The 15,754-nt window shown below is 63.3% G+C and carries 20 protein-coding genes; 7 read left to right on the forward strand and 13 right to left on the reverse strand.

Annotation, left to right across the window (positions count from 1 at the left end; genetic code table 11):
* Positions 1-23 precede the first annotated feature (23 nt).
* The 5 genes from R6254_RS13145 to R6254_RS13165 all read right to left on the reverse strand — a co-directional run bounded on the left by R6254_RS13145 (position 24) and on the right by R6254_RS13165 (position 5,026).
* Positions 24-1,256, reverse strand: coding sequence for an MFS transporter (locus R6254_RS13145; protein ID WP_318407403.1), 1,233 nt, complete (start codon positions 1,254-1,256; stop codon positions 24-26).
* A 305-nt stretch (positions 1,257-1,561) separates the two neighbouring features.
* The gene (locus R6254_RS13150) at positions 1,562-2,476 is read right to left on the reverse strand and encodes a dioxygenase family protein (RefSeq protein ID WP_318407404.1); all 915 of its coding nucleotides are present in this window, start codon (positions 2,474-2,476) and stop codon (positions 1,562-1,564) included.
* Positions 2,477-2,537: 61 nt separating this feature from the next.
* Entirely contained in the window at positions 2,538-3,524 is a 987-nt protein-coding gene (locus R6254_RS13155; RefSeq protein WP_412103166.1) for a Bug family tripartite tricarboxylate transporter substrate binding protein, read from the reverse strand.
* A 33-nt stretch (positions 3,525-3,557) separates the two neighbouring features.
* A complete protein-coding gene (catC, locus tag R6254_RS13160; RefSeq protein WP_318407405.1) occupies positions 3,558-3,833 on the reverse strand; it encodes a muconolactone Delta-isomerase in 276 nt (91 codons plus the stop codon).
* Positions 3,834-3,844: 11 nt separating this feature from the next.
* Positions 3,845-5,026 carry a muconate/chloromuconate family cycloisomerase gene (locus R6254_RS13165; protein ID WP_318407407.1) on the reverse strand — a complete coding sequence of 394 codons (1,182 nt, stop codon included), beginning with the start codon at positions 5,024-5,026 and terminating at the stop codon, positions 3,845-3,847.
* A 150-nt stretch (positions 5,027-5,176) separates the two neighbouring features.
* On the opposite strand from R6254_RS13165, the gene cynR reads away from it, so the two are divergent.
* Positions 5,177-6,073, forward strand: a complete 897-nt coding sequence (gene cynR / locus R6254_RS13170) for a transcriptional regulator CynR (RefSeq protein WP_318407409.1) — start codon at positions 5,177-5,179, stop codon at positions 6,071-6,073.
* A gap of 114 nt (positions 6,074-6,187) precedes the next feature.
* Here the strand turns inward: cynR and R6254_RS13175 are convergent, their stop codons facing one another.
* Entirely contained in the window at positions 6,188-6,955 is a 768-nt protein-coding gene (locus R6254_RS13175) for an alpha/beta fold hydrolase (RefSeq protein WP_318407410.1), read from the reverse strand.
* Positions 6,956-7,096: 141 nt separating this feature from the next.
* Here R6254_RS13175 and R6254_RS13180 point away from each other — a divergent pair, with 141 nt between their 5' ends.
* Genes R6254_RS13180 through R6254_RS13190 form a run of 3 tightly spaced genes read left to right on the forward strand, consistent with a single transcriptional unit; the run spans position 7,097 to position 8,920 of the window.
* Entirely contained in the window at positions 7,097-8,407 is a 1,311-nt protein-coding gene (locus R6254_RS13180; RefSeq protein ID WP_318407411.1) for an NAD(P)/FAD-dependent oxidoreductase, read from the forward strand.
* A 60-nt stretch (positions 8,408-8,467) separates the two neighbouring features.
* Positions 8,468-8,611 (forward strand): hypothetical protein, encoded by a 144-nt coding sequence (locus R6254_RS13185; protein WP_318407412.1) that lies wholly within the window; start codon positions 8,468-8,470, stop codon positions 8,609-8,611.
* A gap of 9 nt (positions 8,612-8,620) precedes the next feature.
* Positions 8,621-8,920 carry a VF530 family protein gene (locus tag R6254_RS13190; RefSeq protein WP_318407414.1) on the forward strand — a complete coding sequence of 100 codons (300 nt, stop codon included), beginning with the start codon at positions 8,621-8,623 and terminating at the stop codon, positions 8,918-8,920.
* 6 nt (positions 8,921-8,926) lie between these two features.
* On the opposite strand, the gene atpE is transcribed toward R6254_RS13190, so the two are convergent.
* Complete coding sequence (gene atpE, locus R6254_RS13195; RefSeq protein WP_318407416.1) at positions 8,927-9,169, reverse strand: F0F1 ATP synthase subunit C; 243 nt, start codon at positions 9,167-9,169, stop codon at positions 8,927-8,929.
* A gap of 42 nt (positions 9,170-9,211) precedes the next feature.
* On the opposite strand from atpE, the gene R6254_RS13200 reads away from it, so the two are divergent.
* The 3 genes from R6254_RS13200 to R6254_RS13210 all read left to right on the forward strand — a co-directional run bounded on the left by R6254_RS13200 (position 9,212) and on the right by R6254_RS13210 (position 11,419).
* Positions 9,212-9,913, forward strand: a complete 702-nt coding sequence (locus R6254_RS13200; RefSeq protein ID WP_412103167.1) for an RluA family pseudouridine synthase — start codon at positions 9,212-9,214, stop codon at positions 9,911-9,913.
* 62 nt (positions 9,914-9,975) lie between these two features.
* Positions 9,976-10,629: a protocatechuate 3,4-dioxygenase gene (locus R6254_RS13205; protein ID WP_318407418.1), complete on the forward strand. Its 654-nt coding sequence runs from the start codon at positions 9,976-9,978 to the stop codon at positions 10,627-10,629.
* Between the two features lie 34 nt (positions 10,630-10,663).
* Positions 10,664-11,419, forward strand: coding sequence for an SDR family NAD(P)-dependent oxidoreductase (locus R6254_RS13210; protein ID WP_318407419.1), 756 nt, complete (start codon positions 10,664-10,666; stop codon positions 11,417-11,419).
* Between the two features lie 274 nt (positions 11,420-11,693).
* Here the strand turns inward: R6254_RS13210 and R6254_RS13215 are convergent, their stop codons facing one another.
* From R6254_RS13215 to R6254_RS13240, 6 genes are all read right to left on the reverse strand, one after another.
* On the reverse strand, positions 11,694-12,131 hold the full coding sequence (locus R6254_RS13215; protein ID WP_318407420.1) for a universal stress protein: 438 nt from the start codon (positions 12,129-12,131) through the stop codon (positions 11,694-11,696).
* A 20-nt stretch (positions 12,132-12,151) separates the two neighbouring features.
* Complete coding sequence (locus R6254_RS13220) at positions 12,152-12,433, reverse strand: DUF427 domain-containing protein (RefSeq protein WP_318407421.1); 282 nt, start codon at positions 12,431-12,433, stop codon at positions 12,152-12,154.
* A gap of 199 nt (positions 12,434-12,632) precedes the next feature.
* Entirely contained in the window at positions 12,633-13,070 is a 438-nt protein-coding gene (locus tag R6254_RS13225) for a hypothetical protein (protein ID WP_318407422.1), read from the reverse strand.
* Positions 13,071-13,231: 161 nt separating this feature from the next.
* A complete protein-coding gene (locus tag R6254_RS13230) occupies positions 13,232-13,909 on the reverse strand; it encodes a glycine zipper 2TM domain-containing protein (RefSeq protein WP_318407423.1) in 678 nt (225 codons plus the stop codon).
* Positions 13,910-14,069: 160 nt separating this feature from the next.
* The gene (locus tag R6254_RS13235; protein ID WP_318407425.1) at positions 14,070-14,564 is read right to left on the reverse strand and encodes a cupin domain-containing protein; all 495 of its coding nucleotides are present in this window, start codon (positions 14,562-14,564) and stop codon (positions 14,070-14,072) included.
* Positions 14,565-14,622: 58 nt separating this feature from the next.
* Positions 14,623-15,732, reverse strand: a complete 1,110-nt coding sequence (locus R6254_RS13240; protein ID WP_318407426.1) for a DUF2855 family protein — start codon at positions 15,730-15,732, stop codon at positions 14,623-14,625.
* Between the last annotated feature and the right edge of the window lie 22 nt (positions 15,733-15,754).

Below are 15,754 nucleotides of genomic sequence, written 5' to 3' on the forward strand. Positions count from 1 at the left end.
TAGAACGAACGTGTGGGCGATATTCAGTCCACCATGCGGTCACGCTGCGCCAGTTGCGGGAAAGCCTTGAACCACAAGGCCGCCACCAGCACGGTCCCTATCCCGCCCAGCACCACCGAGCCGACCGGCCCCAGCAAGGCCGCCGTCGCACCGGATTCAAATTCGCCGAGCTGGTTGGAAGCACCGATAAACACCGAGTTGATCGCGCTGACCCGGCCACGCATGGCATCGGGGGTTTCGATCTGCACCAGCGTCTGGCGCACCACCACGCTGACCATGTCGGCGCCGCCCGAGATGGCCAACACGCCCAGGGACAACACAAAGCTGGTGGACAGGCCAAAGACCACCATGCACAGGCCGTACAGCGCCACGGCGGCCAGCATGGTCGGCCCGACGCGCCGGTTCAGCGGCCAGCGTGTCAACAACACCGAGGCCAGCAAGGCACCGGCCGCCGGCGCCGCACGCAGCAGCCCCAGGCCCCAAGGCCCGACATGCAGGATGTCCTTGGCGTAAATCGGCAGCAGGGCAACGGCGCCGCCCAGCAACACGGCAAACAGGTCCAGTGACACGGCCCCAAGCAAGGCCTTGCGCCGCCAGACAAAGGCCGCACCAGCCAGCAAGGTGCGCAGCGACACCGGCTCGCGCGGCAGGGGTACATGGTCGTAACGCAGCAAGGCGACCAGCACGCAGCCGGTGGCAAAAAGAAAAGCACAGGTGGCGTAAACCGCCGAGGCACCGGCCACAAAAATCACGCCGCCCAGGGCCGGTCCACCGATCACGGCAGCCTGCATGCCGGCCGAGCTGAAGGCCATGGCACGCGGAAACAAAGCTTGCGGCACCAGCATGGGGGTGAGGGCCTGCTGCGCCGGCATCTGAAAGGCGCGCCCCACACCCAGCACCACCGACAGGCCCAGCAACAAGTCGCGCGAAGCCCAGCTTGCGGACCCGCCCCAACCCTGCGTAGCAGCGACCAGGCTCAGCGCCACGGCGGTCTGGGCGAGCAGGCAGGCGGCAATGATGCGGCCGCGGTGTACCCGGTCGGCGACATGGCCGGCCACCAGCGTGAGCAGCAGCGCCGGCGCAAACTGGTAGAGCCCGACCAGGCCCAGGTCCCAGGCGCTGCCGGTCAGCTCATACATCTGCCAGCCCACGGCCACCATCAGCATCTGGTTGCCGGTGGTGCCGAACAGGCGTGCGAACCAGAAACGCATAAAAGCGCGCTGGCGGGTCAGGTCTTTGAAAGTGGGGATGGGCATGGGGGCCTGAAGCTTAACAGCGGGTCCGACTTTCTGCCGGCCCACAGCTTGCTCTGTTTTTTATAGCTATCTGCGCCCACTGTTGTTGGGCTACAGACATATTTCATCAATAAACTTGCGCCAGACAGCGCAGCGCGATCCGTCCAGGTGCCTGCCACTTGCGGTCATCCCTTCGCGGTGGGCCCTGCCCCCGCAAGTGTTCACCCTGGCTGGGCGCCCAAAGAAAAACGGCCTCCATCATGCGATGGAAGCCGTGTGCTGGGCAAAACCCTGTCGGGTTTCACGGGCGCGCGTACCTGTACCTGTCAGGTGGCCACGCGCTCCATGCGGGTCAGCGGCAGCGCTTCGTTCTTGTCGACGGCTTTTTGCATCACGAAGTTGAAACGCGAGCGGGTGAACGGCGCATCGATTCCCAGCGATTCATACCCGTCCGGCGCCACGTTCTTTTCCAGCTCAACGATCAGGCCATCACGCGTGGCGAAGGCAAAGTCATCGTCAATGTAGGTGTCGCCCGGAATGTTGACCTGCGTGGTCAGCGTACGCAGGCCAGGCGCCACCACCAGGAAGTGGATGTGCGCGGGACGGTTGCCGTGGCGACCCAGCGCCGTGAACAACTCGGCAATCGGGCTGTTCGGCGGAATGGCGTAACCAGGCGGCAGGAAGGTGCGGAAACGGTACTGGCCTTCGGCATCCGTCTCGATGCGGCGGCGCAGCTCGTAGGGCTTCATGCCGGGGAAGAAGTGCGAGTAACCGCCCTGCTCATTGGCATGCCAGACGTCGACCAAGGCATGGGCCACGGGCTTGCCAGCCAGGTCCAGCACCTGGCCTTCCATCACAAACACCTCGCCCTTGGGTTCGCCTTCGTCCAGGCGCACTTCAGCTTTGGACTGCGGTGCGCCGGCCACAAAAAGCGGGCCTTCGATGGCACGCGGCGTGCCGCCGACACGCCCGGCCTTGGCGTCGGCTTCGTCCTGGCGGATGTCCAGCAGCCGGTCGAACCCGAGTCCGGCCGTGAGCAGGCCGAATTGGCCGGTCTGGCCCATGCGGGTGAGCCACTCGATGGACTTCCAGAACTCATCGGGCGTCACGTCAAGCGCGTCGATGGTGTGGAACAGGTCACTCACGACGCGCTGGGTGATGGCGCGCACGCGGGCATTGCCTTCGGCGGTTTTGTGGGTGTTGACCAGTTCGAGCAGTTGTTCTTTGGTGAATTCGGCCATGGTGGGGTCTCCTGCAGACGATGTTCTGACTGAAAAAACAGGGGCTTGCGCCCCCCGGGACTTAATCGAGCTTGATGCCGCGTTCGGTGATCAGCTTGCTCCAGCGCGCAGATTCCTTGGCCAGGTGTTTGGCCAGTTCGTCCGGGCTGGAACCCACGGCTTCGGCGCCAATGGCTTCAAAACGAGCCACGACATCGGGCTGCTTCATGGCATCCAGCAAGGCGGCATTGAGCTTGTTGACGATGGCGGGGGGCGTGGACGCCGGCATGAACGCGGCAAACCAGGGCGAGACCTCGTAGCCAGGCAAGCCGGCTTCGGCCAGCGTGGGCACATCCGGCAGCGAGCTGGAACGCTTGGCGGTGGTCACGCCCAGGGCGCGCAGCTTGCCCGACTGGATGTGGGGACGCGCCGAGGTGATGCTGTCGAACATGTAGTTGGTCTGGCCGCCCAGCAGATCGGACACGGCCGGGCCGCTGCCTTTGTAAGGCACGTGCAGCATGTTGATCTTCGCCAGCGAGGTGAACACTTCACCGGCCAGGTGGATGGAGGTGCCATTGCCGGCCGAGGCGTAGGTCAGCTTGCCGGGCGCCTTGCGTGCGGCGGCAATCACGTCGGCGACGTTTTTGACATTGGGCTGCGTGGCGTTGGTGACCAGCACATTGGGCACCACGGCCAACAGGCTCACGGGCGCGAAGTCCTTGATCGGGTCGTAGCTGAGCTTGCCGTACAGCGGCTTGTTGGTGGCCATGCCGATGGAGGTGATCATCAGGGTGTAGCCGTCGCCGGGCTGTTTGGCGACGTAGTCGGCACCGATGTTGCCGCCTGCGCCAGCGCGGTTTTCGATGACAAAAGGCTGGCCCAGCGCCTTGCCGGCTTTTTCACCCAGGGTACGGGCGATCGCGTCCATGGCACCGCCGGGTGGGAAAGGAACAATCCAGCGGATGGGTTTGTTGGGCCAGTCGGCGCTCGGGGCCTGGGCGTGTGCGGCGGGCAAAGCGGTCATGGCCAGGCCGGAGGCCAGCAGTGCCAGCATGTGTCGTTTCATCATGATAAGAGTGTCTCTTGAAAAAAGTGAAAAAGCTTAGATGGCCGAGGGATGCGCGGCCAGGGGCGTGACGTCGATCTTCATGAACGGGAACAGCGGCAGGCCTTGCAGCAACTGGTGCAGTTCGTCGTTCGACGACACATCGAAGATGCTGTAGTTGGCATATTCGCCCACCACGCGCCAGATGCTTTTCCAGCGGCCATCGCGCTGCAAGTCTTGTGAATAGGCCTTTTCGCGGGCCTTGATCTCGTTGGCCTCATCGGCGGGAAGATCACGCGGGATGTTCACATCCATACGAACCAGAAACAACATGCTTGATTTCCTCAGGCTGGGGTAATGTGTGCTGCCATGTCGACATGCACGGGAGTGAGGCCCTGGCGGGCGCGGTCAAAGCGCTCCAGTTGGGCCGGAACGATGTTGACGCCGAAGCCTGGGCCGTCTGGCAGCTGCAGCTCGAAGTCAACAATGGGCATTTGTCTGTCGACGATGTCGTCCACCAGCAATTGGGGGCCGAACAACTCGCAGCCGTGGTGTGCACCGGTCAGTGTGGAAAACACATGGGCCGAAGCCGCGCTGCCCAACGAGGTCTCCAGCATGGTGCCGCCGTACCAGCCGATGTCGGCTGCCGCGGCCACCGCGGCCACCTGGCGCGTACGCAGCAGGCCCCCGTGTTTGGCGACCTTGAGGGAGAACACGTGGCTGGCCTTGGCGCGCGCCAGCATCATGGCGTCATGCGGGGTACAGACGGTTTCGTCGGCCATCACGAGCGCGCCTTGCAAGGTGGCAGTGAGGTCCTTGAGGGCTTCCACATTCCAGCGGGCCACGGGCTGCTCGATCAGCGACACACCGGCGTCAATGAGCTGCGGCAGGTAACGGCGGGCGGTGTTGTGGTCCCAGGCCTGGTTCACGTCCACGGTGAGAGTGGCCTTGCCTTGCAGGCCAAGCGCGATCTGTGTGACGTGGGCCACGTCATCGGCGGGTGCGCGCGCGCCTATCTTCATCTTGAAAATGCGGTGGCGTTTTTCCTCGAGGCGGCGGTGGGCCTCTTCCAGGTCGCGCTCGACGTTGCCGCTGGCCAGCGTCCAGGCCAGGGGCAAACTCTGGTGCACCTTGCCACCCAGCAGCTGCCAGGCCGGCAGGTCCAGCGTGCGGGCCACGGCGTCGATCAGCGCCATCTCGACAGCACTCTTGGCGAAGGCATTGCCTTTGCAGGCCTTGTCCATGCGTGCCAGCGCGGCTTCAAAACCACCGGCATCCTGGCCGATGAGGGCCGGCGCCAGGTAGTTGCCGATGGCATGCTGAATGCTTTCGGGTGACTCTTCGTTCCACGAAGGCCCGCCTATGGTGGCCGCCTCGCCGAAGCCGCTGGCGCCATTGGCCAGCCACACCTGCACGATCACCGGGCTTTGGCGGCTGATGGAGCCAAACGAGAGCTTGTGCGGGCGGATGGTCGGGATGTCGAGAATCCGCGCCTGCATGCGTTCTACTGTGAAACGACTGTGCATCGTTGAGTACCTTTTTTCTGAATCCGGGAAAGAGGCGATGACTCCATGCAGGAGTCCATGAAACGTGAGGTTAGATTTATTCCGCATCACGTTCAAATGATTTATTTGGGACTTATCATTCGATAACTTCGAACGAACAAGGGGCTCCCCATGGAGATACGCCAACTCCGCTACTTTCTGGACATCGCGCAGACCGAACACCTGACGCTGTCGGCGCAAAACCTGTTTGTCACGCAGTCCACGCTCTCGCACGGCCTGCGCCAGCTGGAGCAGGAACTGAATATCCAGCTGTTTGACCGCCTGGGCCGGGGCCTCAAGCTGTCGCAGGCGGGCGCGGCGTTTCGCGTCTATGCCGCACGCGCGCTGAAGGAAATCGAGGCCGGCCGCATGGCGCTGTCCGACATGACCGGGCTGCAATCGGGGTCCTTGACGGTGGGGGTCATCCCGACCTTTCTCCACAATCTGGTGCCGGCCGCGGTGGCGGCCTTCAGCATGGCCTACCCCAAGGTCAGCATCGTGGTGCGCGACCTGCGCGCCGGTCCCATCGAGGAACTGCTGGTCGCAGGCCAGCTCGACGTCGGCATCGCCTTCTACCCGACCGAACGCGAGGAAATCGAGACCGAGCGTCTGTTCGAGGAGCGCATGCAACTGGTCGTCAACCGCCAGCACCCGCTGGCCCGCCGGCGCACGCTGACACTGAAAGGCCTGGCGAACGTGCCGCTGGCCATGCTGCCGCGGGTCTTCGCCACGCGCCGCCTCATCGACGACAGCCTGCGCGGGGCCGGGGTGGTGCCGCTGGTGCGGGTCGAGATGGAGTCGGTGGAAGGCCTGATCGATGTCTGCCGCTGGGGGGACCTGGCCTGCATCGTGCCCGACCGGTCGGCGCGGCTGGCCCCAGACCTGCATGCCATCCCCCTGACGTCGCCGCAAATCGTGCGGCACGCGGGCATCCTGTGGCGCCGCGGGGCCTCGCGCAGCCTGGCGGCACAGGAGTTTGCCGCCCTGCTCCGACCCGCGGGCCGGCCGTCCGGCCCGCTGTTGCGATAGGGCGGCGCGCTACGCTGAAAAGCTGCGGCGAGCGCGTGAGTTCATAAGAAAATAGCGCTCCAGCCCGTATCCTGCAAGCGCAGACAGCTATCTACTTGATAGCAACCCTCTGTCTCAGTGGGCCGCAAAAAAAGCGCTGACAAGCTGCGCAAATTGCGCCGGTTGCTCCACCGCGCTCAAGTGGGAAGCCTCCAGACTGGCGAGTTGCGCACCGGCAATGTTGCGCGCGATGGCTTCGGACAGCGCGGGCGGGGTGGCCTCGTCGCGCGTGCCGGCAATCACCAGCGCCGGACAGCTGATGCGGCGGTTGCTCTCGTCCAGCGCAATGCCGGCCACGGCCGTGCAACTGGCGGCGTAAGGCACGGGGGCCGTGCCCAGCAACACGGCACGCAAGGCGGCCACACGGACGCTGCCCTGGGCATCGGCACGGAATTCAGGCGTGAACCAGCGCAGCAAGGCGCCGTCGGCGATGGCCGCCATGTCCTGGGCCAGCACGGTATCCACGCGGGTTTGCCAGCCGGCCTTTGCAGCCGCATCGTAGCTGCTGGCTGAGTTGGCCACGGTGATGCTGCGCACCAGCGCCGGATGGCGGGCGGCCAGCGCTTGCGCCGTCATGCCGCCCATGGACAGACCGACAAAATGCACCGGGCCCTGGACCTGTTGCTGGATCAGCGCAGCCGCATCATCGGCCAGGTCGTCCATGTTGAAGGCGCCGCTGCTGGCGGGCGACTGGCCATGGCCGCGGTGGTCGTAACGCAGCACGGTGTAGCGGTCTTGCAGGGCCGTGGCGACCTCGTCCCACATCTGCAGGTCACAGCCCAGGGCGTGACTCAAGACGACGGTAGGCCCCTGGCCTTGCTGGATGAAATGGAGTTGCGGCATGTTGGAGGCTTCCCTAGCGTGGTGAAAATGGCCGGATTATGCCCATCTCCGCCAGTTCACGCCGGCGGGGTGCTGTTCCGGCGGCAGTTAACATGGACACCCTCACACCACTGCTGGCGCTGGCGCCAAGGAAGAAAGTTCATGCAACGCATCGTCATCGTCGGGGGAGGCGCAGGCGGTCTGGCACTGGCCACCCAACTGGGCAAACGCCTGGGCAAAAAAAGCCTGGCCGAGATCACGCTGGTCGATGCGGCGCGTACCCATGTGTGGAAACCGTTGCTGCACCAGCTGGCCGCCGGCAGTTTCGACACCCATGCGGAGGAGATCGAATACCTGGCGCAGGCGCGCTGGAACCATTTCAAGTTTCGTCTCGGCCGTCTGGTGGGCCTGGACCGCCACAACAAAACCCTGCAACTGGCCGCCAGCCATGACGAGGCCGGGCGCGAGATCACCCCGGCGCAGCAACTGTCCTACGACACGCTGGTGATTGCCGTGGGCAGCCAGACCAACGACTTCGGCACGCCGGGCGCGGCCGAACACACCATCAAGCTGGACAGCCCGCAAGCCGCCAAACGTTTCAACGACCGTCTGATCAACGCCTGCATACGTGCGCAAACCGTGCCGCGCAGCGCCGGCAGCGGCCGCCTGACGGTGGCGATAGTCGGCGGTGGCGCCACCGGGGTTGAACTGGCGGCCGAACTCCATGCCGCGGCCCGGGTGTTGGCCAGTTACGGCTTTGACCACATTCACCCGGAAAAGGATTTGCAGATCGTGCTGATCGAAGCCTCGCCGCGTCTGCTGGCGCAGCTGCCCGAACGCCTGAGCGAGTCGGCCATGCGCGAATTGCGCAAGCTGGCGATTGAGGTTCACACCAATGAAAAAGTGGTGGAAGTCACTGCCGACAGCCTGAAGATGGCCAGCGGCAAGGTGATTTCTTCCAGCCTCACGGTCTGGGCCGCCGGTGTCAAGGCCGGGGATTTCCTGCGCACCCTGGGCGATGGCGCACCGCTGGAGACCAACAAGCTGAATCAGCTGGTGGTCAACGGCAACCTGCAAAGCACGCTGGACCCCAGCATTTTTGCTTTTGGCGACTGCGCCGCCTGCCAGCAGCCGGACGGCACCTGGGTGCCGCCGCGCGCGCAAGCCGCCTACCAGCAGGCCATGTACCTGGTGCAGGCTTTGCCGCGGCTGCAGCGCGGCGAGGCGGTCTCGCCTTTTGTCTTCAAGGACCAGGGCTCGCTGGTGTCACTGTCCGAATATTCCTCGGTCGGCAGCCTGATGGGCAGCCTGACCAAGGGCAGCTTCTTCATCGAAGGGCAGTTGGCCAAACTGATGTATTGGGGATTACACAAGCAGCATCAGCTGGCGCTGGGCGGCTGGAAAAAAACCATGCTGATCACGCTGTCCGAAATGATTGACCGCACCCATCGCCCGCGTATCAAGTTGCATTGATAATCTATCCCTACCCACCCACTCACCCCTTGCCGCAAGGCAACCCCACAGGAGCACAGCATGGCTAAAGGTCAACAGAACAAAGACAAGATGGTCAAAAAACCGAAGAAAGACACCTCGCCCCCGAAAGCGGTGTCGCCTGACGCGGTGCGTCCGACCGTTGTCACGCAAGTCCCCTTGCGCGGCAAGCTGAAAAATAAGTAAGCGGGCGGCATGACGCAGCCCGATACGCCAGCAGCGGGCCCGGCCCAGCCGGACAATCCGTTGCACGGCGTCACGCTGGAGGCCATGGTCACCGCGCTGGCGGCGCATTATGGCTGGGAAGAACTCGGCCAGCGCATAGATATCCGCTGCTTCACCAGCGATCCCAGCGTGGCGTCCAGCCTGAAGTTTTTGCGCAAAACCCCGTGGGCCCGCGAAAAAGTCGAAGGCCTTTACCTCTTCATGCTGCGCGAGGTCCGGCGCGCCGGCCCGACTGTCCACAACTTTCCGCCGCCGAAAAGCAAGGGTTAAACGGCTCTAAACGCCCAGCGGGTTGGCGAACAGCATCATCATGGCCACGCCGACCCCTACAGGCAAGTTGGCGTCAATCAGGCCGGCCAGCAAAAACATCTTGCCCTGCAGCGGCTCCATCAATTCGGGCTGGCGCACAGAGGCTTCCAGAAATCGGCCGCCCATCTGGCCCAGGGCCAGGCAGGCGCCAATGGCGCCCAGGCCGATGATCAAACCACATGCCATGGCAATGGCGCCTGCATCTGTCATGCTTTTTTCTCCTTGGGTTTCCAACTTGCTGATGACTGAATCATGATGGCCGGTGTATTGCAAAACAATGACCTCACAGGTCATGGCGCAGCGCCTGAAGGTGTGGAGGTGCTACATGCCGACGACAGCCTGCTGGTGTTGAACAAACCCGCCGGCCTGCTCTCGGTACCGGGCCGGGGCGAAGACAAACAGGACTGCCTGAGTACCCGGGTCCAGCGGCTTTATCCCGACGCGCTGGTGGTGCACCGTCTCGACATGGCGACCTCTGGCCTGCTGCTGATGGCGCGCAGCCGCACCGCACAACGCAGCCTGAGCCACGCCTTTGCCGAACGCCAGGTGCACAAGGCCTATGAAGCGGTGGTGCAAGGCCGGCTTGACCCGTCCCTGCCCCTCGAAGATGGCTGGGGCCTGATCGACCTGCCGATTGCGGTGGACTGGCCGCGGCGACCCTTGCGTGTGATTGATACGCTGCTGGGAAAACCCAGCAAAACACGCTGGCAGGTTCAACATTACGACGATGCGGCCGACTGCACCCGGCTGCGGCTGGAGCCCATCACCGGCCGCTCGCACCAGCTGCGTGTGCATCTGCAGGCGCTGGGCCATCCCATCCTCGGCGACCAGTTGTACGCCCCGGCCCTGGTGCAGGCCCGCGCCGACCGCCTGCTGTTGCATGCCTGCGCGCTACGCCTGACCCATCCCGTGAGCGGCGTGCTGTTGCAGTTTGAAAGTGCCGTGCCTTTTTGAGGGAAAACCCGGGGAACTTCGCCGCACCGGCTGCGTCCCACGCAAACCACCGGAGGATTTTGATGCGCTCTCCAACACCGCGTTTTTCAGCAAGCTCCCCGCCGCTGCTGCGCCGCCGCACCGTGGCGGCGGCCCTGGTGGCCGCGCCTGCCTTGTGGCTGGGTCCACGCGCCCAACCAGCCCCGAGCCGCCGCGCCACACCGGCGCAAACCGAAGGCCCGTTTTACCCGGTGGTTTTTCCGAAAGACACTGACTATGACCTGCTGCGCAACGGCGCGCTGAATTATTCGGACGGCCAAAGCACCTGGCTCGACGGCAGTGTCAGCGACCTCGCCGGCCGGCCGGTGGCCGGCGCGCAGGTGGAGATCTGGCAATGCGACCACGCCGGCCACTACCACCACCCCGGAGACGGGGCCAGGGCCGACAGCCGGTTTCAAGGGTTTGGCCGCGTGACGGTGGCTGCCGACGGCCACTACCGCTTTCGCACCATCCGTCCGGTCGCCTACAGCGGCCGCACGCCGCATATCCATGTCAAGGTCAAACTCGACCAGCGCGAGCTGCTGACCACCCAGCTGTATGTCGCGGACGACCCGGGCAATACGCGCGACTTCCTGTGGCGCAACCTGAGTGCCGACGAGCGTGCCGCCCTGACCGTGTCATTTGCGCCGGGCAGCGACGGCTTGCGGGCCAGTTTTGCTATCGTGGTCGCGACCTGACAAGACCCTGGCATGGCGGTTAATATCGGCAGCCATGACCCAACATCTTTTTATCCTGACCGGTGCCTCGCGCGGCATGGGCCTGGCCATGGCCAGAAAGTTGCTCATACCGGGCAACACCCTGCTGTGTATCTCCCGCAAAACCAACGACACACTGGCGGCGCAGGCCCAGATGGCCGGCACGGCCCTGCTGCAATGGTCGGAAGACCTGGCCAACAGCGTCAACCTCAGTGCGCGGCTGGAGCAATGGCTGCGTGAGCAGGTCAACGCCGGTTTTTCCAGCGCCGTGTTGATCAACAACGCCGGCGTGGTGCCGCGCATCAGCCCCTTGAGCGATGCGGACGCCGACGATTTGCGCCAGGCCCTGAGTGTTGGCCTGGAAGCCCCCATGCAGCTCAGCTCGGCCTTTTTGCGCGCCACCGAAAGCTGGTCGGCCAAGCGCAAGGTGCTGAACATCTCATCGGGACTGGGCCGCAAGCCCATGGCCTCGCAAACCGCCTATTGCGCGGCCAAGGCCGGCATGGACCACTTCACGCGCTGCCTGGCGCTGGAAGAAGCGCTCAAGCCCAACGGCGCGGCCGTCTGTTCGCTCGCGCCCGGCATCATCGACACCGACATGCAGGTCCAGCTTCGCAGCGCCGACACATCCGTGTTTCCGGATCAGGGCAATTTCCTCCAGCTCAAAAGCAAGGGCCTGCTCAGCTCACCGGAAGACGCGGCCAGCCAGGTGCTGGCCTATCTGGCCAGGCCGGATTTTGGCAGCCAGCCGGTGGCCGACGTCCGGGATTGAGTCGCCCCCACGCTTGTCGCTTCGCGTACTGCGCTGCCCCCCAAGGGGGCTAATTTTCCTAGGGGCAGCCCGTCGGAAAAATAAAGCCCCCACGCTTGTCGCTTCGCGTACTGCGCTGCCCCCCAAGGGGGCTAATTTTCCTAGGGGCAGCCCGTCGGAAAATTACGTGGCTCCGCCAGCTTTCCGCTACTGTTTTTATAGCTGCTTGCGCCCGTGGGATGTGGGGTGGAGGTCGATTTTATGCCTAACCTGGCTGCACTGCCGGGTCAAGATTTCAATCGCGCACCACCAGGATAGGCAGATGGGCGTGGGACAACACTTGCGCGGCCACGCTGCCCAGCACCAACTTGTCCAGCCCGCGGCGCCCGTGCGAGCCCATCACGATCAGGTCGGCCCCGGCCGCACTCGCGGCCTCCAGGATGCCGCGGTAAATGACGTGGTTTTCGACGACAGAGGTTTCGACCGGGACACCGGCCGCCTCCAGCACCAGCGTGGCCCCGGCCAGTGCGTCATGGGCCTCGGCCGTGGCGGCATCGAGGTATTGCGCCTGGCCATAAGAAAAGTCGGTGCCCACGCCGCTGAAGGCATAAGGATTGATCACGTAAATCACCGTCACTGTGCTTTGAAAGGCTTGTGCCAGGCCGCTGGCTTTGCCGATCGCGGTGCGCGATGTCGACGAGCCATCCACCGGCAACAGGATGCGTTTGAACATGATCACGAACTCCTTAAAAATCAGGCTTCGATCTTCACACCCTTCCAGAACGCGACGCGGCCCTTGATGTCTTCCGCTTCGCGTTTGGGATCGGGGTAATACCAGGCGGCGTCGGTGTTCATTTCACCGTTGACCAGCAGCGAGTAATAACTCGCCTGCCCTTTCCAGGCACACATGGTGTGGTGGTTGCTAAAGGTCACGTAATCGCGGTTCAGCGCGCTTTCGGGGAAATAATGGTTGCCTTCGATGGTCACGATGTCGTCGCTTTGCGCAATCACTGCGCCGTTCCAGATGGCTTTCATGAAGTCTTTCTTTCCGCTCAATGCTGATGTTGAGGCTGCTGTGTTGATCGGGGAATATGGGAATAGGGCTCCATGCTACGCCCCCTGGCATGGGCCGCGCCAGCCCGGGGGTTTATGAAGCCTTCCCGACAAGAATAACAGTCAAAAAAAGCCGGTGACGGGCACCGGCGCTTTTTGGCGAGACAGCGACATGAGCCACTCAGTCGCGGCCCCGGCCGTGCTTCTCGCCTCGCCCCTGGTCATCCCTATCACCTTTGTGTTTATGTTTGTCCTTGTGCTTGTCTTTGCCGCGCTCATAGTCATCGTCGCCGTTGACTTTCACAAAATACACCGGCTGGCCGCAGGCGTTGTATTTGGCACAATGCTTGGACCATTTTTTGGCATGGCCAGGCGGCACATGCAGATACATCGGCTGCTGGTGCACTACCACCGCCGGGCGCTGGATGATGACAGGCTGCGCATAAATCAGCGGCGGGGGCGATGCGTTACCGATTTCGATGCGCCCGTAGACGCCCGGCGCCAGCGCGCCTTCAACGGTGGCCGTCGCGTAGGGGCCGGCAGCCATGGCCGCGCCAGCCCACATCGCGGACAACGCGAAAAAGCCAGCCGCGATCAAAGGAATTTTGAGAGGTTTCATAGAGGGGTTTATTTCTTGTAAACAGGGTAAGCCGTAAGCGACGCTGCGCTGAATGCGATTAATCCAGCCGGGGCCGCGGAACCGGCTTTGCCGGGCCGCAGGCGCAGCGCCCCCTCGGGGGGCAGCGAACCACACGCAGTGGGGAGCGTGGGGGCCTTTTTTCAAGCCATGCGCAGATTGTTGCCTTCCACAATCACGCGCGAACCCACCGGCACGGCGCTGGACACTTCCACGGTGCGGGCCGAGCCGTCCTGCATACGCACACGCACCTGGTAGACCGTGACCTTCTTCATGTTTTTCTCGATGGTGTTGCCTGCATAAGCGCCGCCCGCCGCACCCAGCACGGTCATGGCTGTTTTACCGCTGCCGCCACCCACCTGGTGACCCAGCAGGCCGCCCAGCACGCCACCGGCCACCGTGCCCAGACCGACGGTGGTATTGCCGACGTCCACACCGTTGACTTGGCCCTGGCGCTGCACCGCCGTCACGGCTTCCACCGTGCCGCAAGCGGCGCAGACTTCAGGCCGGGGCGCTTGCGCCACGGGCCGGGGCTGGGCCGCCGGCCGGGTGGTCGGTGTGCTGACGGCTTTGCCGGTGTCGGCAAGTTTGTTGACCGGAGGGGTTTTGTCGCCCGGGCTGGCGAGCGCCATGCGTTCGGCCGCATCCGGCTGCGCTTCGGAGCGGTTGACCACCAGCGCGGCGGCCAGCGCCAACACGGTGACGCCGAGGACGGCCACAATGGCAATCAAGGCCTTGCTGTGCTGCAGGCGTTGTGACAAATCGGGCTGGCTAACGGGGTTAACGGGGCTGACCGAGGGGGTGGAGGTGTTTGTATCCATGATGAAAGAGAGATCCTTGTAAGACCCCCCAGTTGTAACCAGCAAATGGCCCGGCATTTGTAGGACGAGGTGACAGTCGTAAGGGAAGGTTTGCGCAAGAAGTACGTGAGGAACAGGCTTGTTGCTTGTCCCCGAGGGCCGCTCCCCGCTGTGGACCGCCCTAGACGCCGCCGTGTGGGTGGGTGGGATCGACCCACAAGACCTGTTCGGGCTTTTCAACCGGCTCGATGTCCAGATTGATGGCCACGGCCTCGCCGTCACTGCGGCAAAGCACACACTCCAGCAATTCGGTCGGGCTGGCGTTGATTTCCTGGTGCGGCACATACGGCGGCACATAGATGAAGTCGCCGGGGCCGGCCTCGGCAGTGAACTGCAGCTGTTCGCCCCAACGCAAACGGGCCCGGCCTCTGACCACGTAGATCACACTCTCCAGCGGGCCGTGGTGGTGCGCGCCGGTTTTGGCATTGGCATGGATGGTGACGGTGCCGGCCCAGAGTTTTTGCGCGCCAACACGGGCAAAGTTGATGGCCGCCTTGCGGTCCATGCCCGGCGTTTGCGCGGTGTTGCCGTCCAGCTGGTTGCCGGCAATCACACGAACGCCATCATGTTTCCAAGGCTCGTCGTGATTGTGATCGTGGGAAGGGGCTGTGCTCATGTCGTGGGTGCCTGCAGGTGAGGTGAAGCAGACCTCAGCCTACACCATCGCAAGGTGCTCAGTCCAGCACCACCACATGCCCTTGTTGCGGGTCCAAGCGCCCGCCATGCAAGTCATCGATCAGTAGTTGCGCCGCTTCAAAACCTTGGTGTTCACGCACCTGCATCCACGGGTCTGACACATCACTCACACGCCGGATAAACGCCAGTTGTGCATCGTTGAAACGTTGGTTCACCACAGCATGGCCCCAGTCGGCATTGCGTTTACGGATTTGCACCGGCGCAAAATAGAACTCGGGCGCGGGCCCCGGCATGTCGAGCTGGCGCAAGAACTGCGTGTTTTGCGCCGAGCCGGCATAACAGTCATAGGCCAGCGATACGCCGAAATGCTGGTGCACGGCGCGGCGCAAGTTTTCGTCGCCTGAAAAATCGACATACACCGTGGGCTTGCCGGGATTAATCTGCGGCAGTTCGTCATACGCGGCCACAGCGCTATAACAACCCAGCCCTTCCACAAAACCCTTGTTGCGTGCCGATGTCAGCGCGATACGTTGGATCTGCGGATACGCCTCCAGGCAAAAAGCCGTGCCGTACGCGGTTTTGCTGGAGGCGCTTGAAAACACCAGTTGCTGCGCGCCGAAAAATGCTTTGTCCTGCAAAAAATCAGCCAGCATGAAAGAGGTGATGAACAACGGGCGCACCAGCATCTGGTAGTTTTCATCGGCTTCGCGGTAAGCCGCATCGGCACTGCAACGCATGTACTGGTTGTAGGCCGAGGTCAGTGTTTTGCGGTGGGCCGCACCATCGTAAAAACCGCGCGGCGTCACACGTTCCGGCCACACCCGCAACTGGCTGGCGATGGGGAAATAACCGTAAAAACGTTCGCCCACCGCCACCCCATCCACCGTGGAGGCGATCACATCGGCAAAACCCCAGACCGGCATGTGGCCGAAACCGTCTTCCCCGGTGGGGAAAAAATCCCAGTACTGCATGGCCTCGCCAAAAGCCGCATAAGTGATGTTGTTGGTGGTGAGGGCCACACGCCTGATTTTCAGCAACACCTCACCGCTGGAAAGCGCTGTGTCGCCGGACTGCTCAACAGCAATGCGGGTGTGATTCAATGCATCTTTGCGCGTCAGCAGCCGTGTCCATGGGGACGGAGAGTTCATGGTGCGTCTTCCTATGAAAGTT

It is taken from the genome of Polaromonas potterensis (assembly GCF_033446725.1).
In the GTDB taxonomy this organism is placed as follows: Bacteria; Pseudomonadota; Gammaproteobacteria; order Burkholderiales; family Burkholderiaceae_C; genus Polaromonas.

What these genes read in the sequence shown, in the direction of transcription:
- atpE (WP_318407416.1), bottom strand. Translation starts at nt 9,169, where the DNA reads ATGACAGATGCAGGCGCCATTGCCATGGCATGTGGTTTGATCATCGGC.
- R6254_RS13235 (WP_318407425.1), bottom strand. Translation starts at nt 14,564, where the DNA reads ATGAGCACAGCCCCTTCCCACGATCACAATCACGACGAGCCTTGGAAA.
- R6254_RS13200 (WP_412103167.1), top strand. Translation starts at nt 9,212, where the DNA reads ATGATGGCCGGTGTATTGCAAAACAATGACCTCACAGGTCATGGCGCA.
- R6254_RS13165 (WP_318407407.1), bottom strand. Translation starts at nt 5,026, where the DNA reads ATGCACAGTCGTTTCACAGTAGAACGCATGCAGGCGCGGATTCTCGAC.
- R6254_RS13190 (WP_318407414.1), top strand. Translation starts at nt 8,621, where the DNA reads ATGACGCAGCCCGATACGCCAGCAGCGGGCCCGGCCCAGCCGGACAAT.
- catC (WP_318407405.1), bottom strand. Translation starts at nt 3,833, where the DNA reads ATGTTGTTTCTGGTTCGTATGGATGTGAACATCCCGCGTGATCTTCCC.
- R6254_RS13210 (WP_318407419.1), top strand. Translation starts at nt 10,664, where the DNA reads ATGACCCAACATCTTTTTATCCTGACCGGTGCCTCGCGCGGCATGGGC.
- R6254_RS13145 (WP_318407403.1), bottom strand. Translation starts at nt 1,256, where the DNA reads ATGCCCATCCCCACTTTCAAAGACCTGACCCGCCAGCGCGCTTTTATG.
- R6254_RS13215 (WP_318407420.1), bottom strand. Translation starts at nt 12,131, where the DNA reads ATGTTCAAACGCATCCTGTTGCCGGTGGATGGCTCGTCGACATCGCGC.
- R6254_RS13205 (WP_318407418.1), top strand. Translation starts at nt 9,976, where the DNA reads ATGCGCTCTCCAACACCGCGTTTTTCAGCAAGCTCCCCGCCGCTGCTG.
- R6254_RS13150 (WP_318407404.1), bottom strand. Translation starts at nt 2,476, where the DNA reads ATGGCCGAATTCACCAAAGAACAACTGCTCGAACTGGTCAACACCCAC.
- R6254_RS13155 (WP_412103166.1), bottom strand. Translation starts at nt 3,524, where the DNA reads ATGATGAAACGACACATGCTGGCACTGCTGGCCTCCGGCCTGGCCATG.
- R6254_RS13220 (WP_318407421.1), bottom strand. Translation starts at nt 12,433, where the DNA reads ATGAAAGCCATCTGGAACGGCGCAGTGATTGCGCAAAGCGACGACATC.
- R6254_RS13185 (WP_318407412.1), top strand. Translation starts at nt 8,468, where the DNA reads ATGGCTAAAGGTCAACAGAACAAAGACAAGATGGTCAAAAAACCGAAG.
- R6254_RS13225 (WP_318407422.1), bottom strand. Translation starts at nt 13,070, where the DNA reads ATGAAACCTCTCAAAATTCCTTTGATCGCGGCTGGCTTTTTCGCGTTG.
- cynR (WP_318407409.1), top strand. Translation starts at nt 5,177, where the DNA reads ATGGAGATACGCCAACTCCGCTACTTTCTGGACATCGCGCAGACCGAA.
- R6254_RS13240 (WP_318407426.1), bottom strand. Translation starts at nt 15,732, where the DNA reads ATGAACTCTCCGTCCCCATGGACACGGCTGCTGACGCGCAAAGATGCA.
- R6254_RS13175 (WP_318407410.1), bottom strand. Translation starts at nt 6,955, where the DNA reads ATGCCGCAACTCCATTTCATCCAGCAAGGCCAGGGGCCTACCGTCGTC.
- R6254_RS13230 (WP_318407423.1), bottom strand. Translation starts at nt 13,909, where the DNA reads ATGGATACAAACACCTCCACCCCCTCGGTCAGCCCCGTTAACCCCGTT.
- R6254_RS13180 (WP_318407411.1), top strand. Translation starts at nt 7,097, where the DNA reads ATGCAACGCATCGTCATCGTCGGGGGAGGCGCAGGCGGTCTGGCACTG.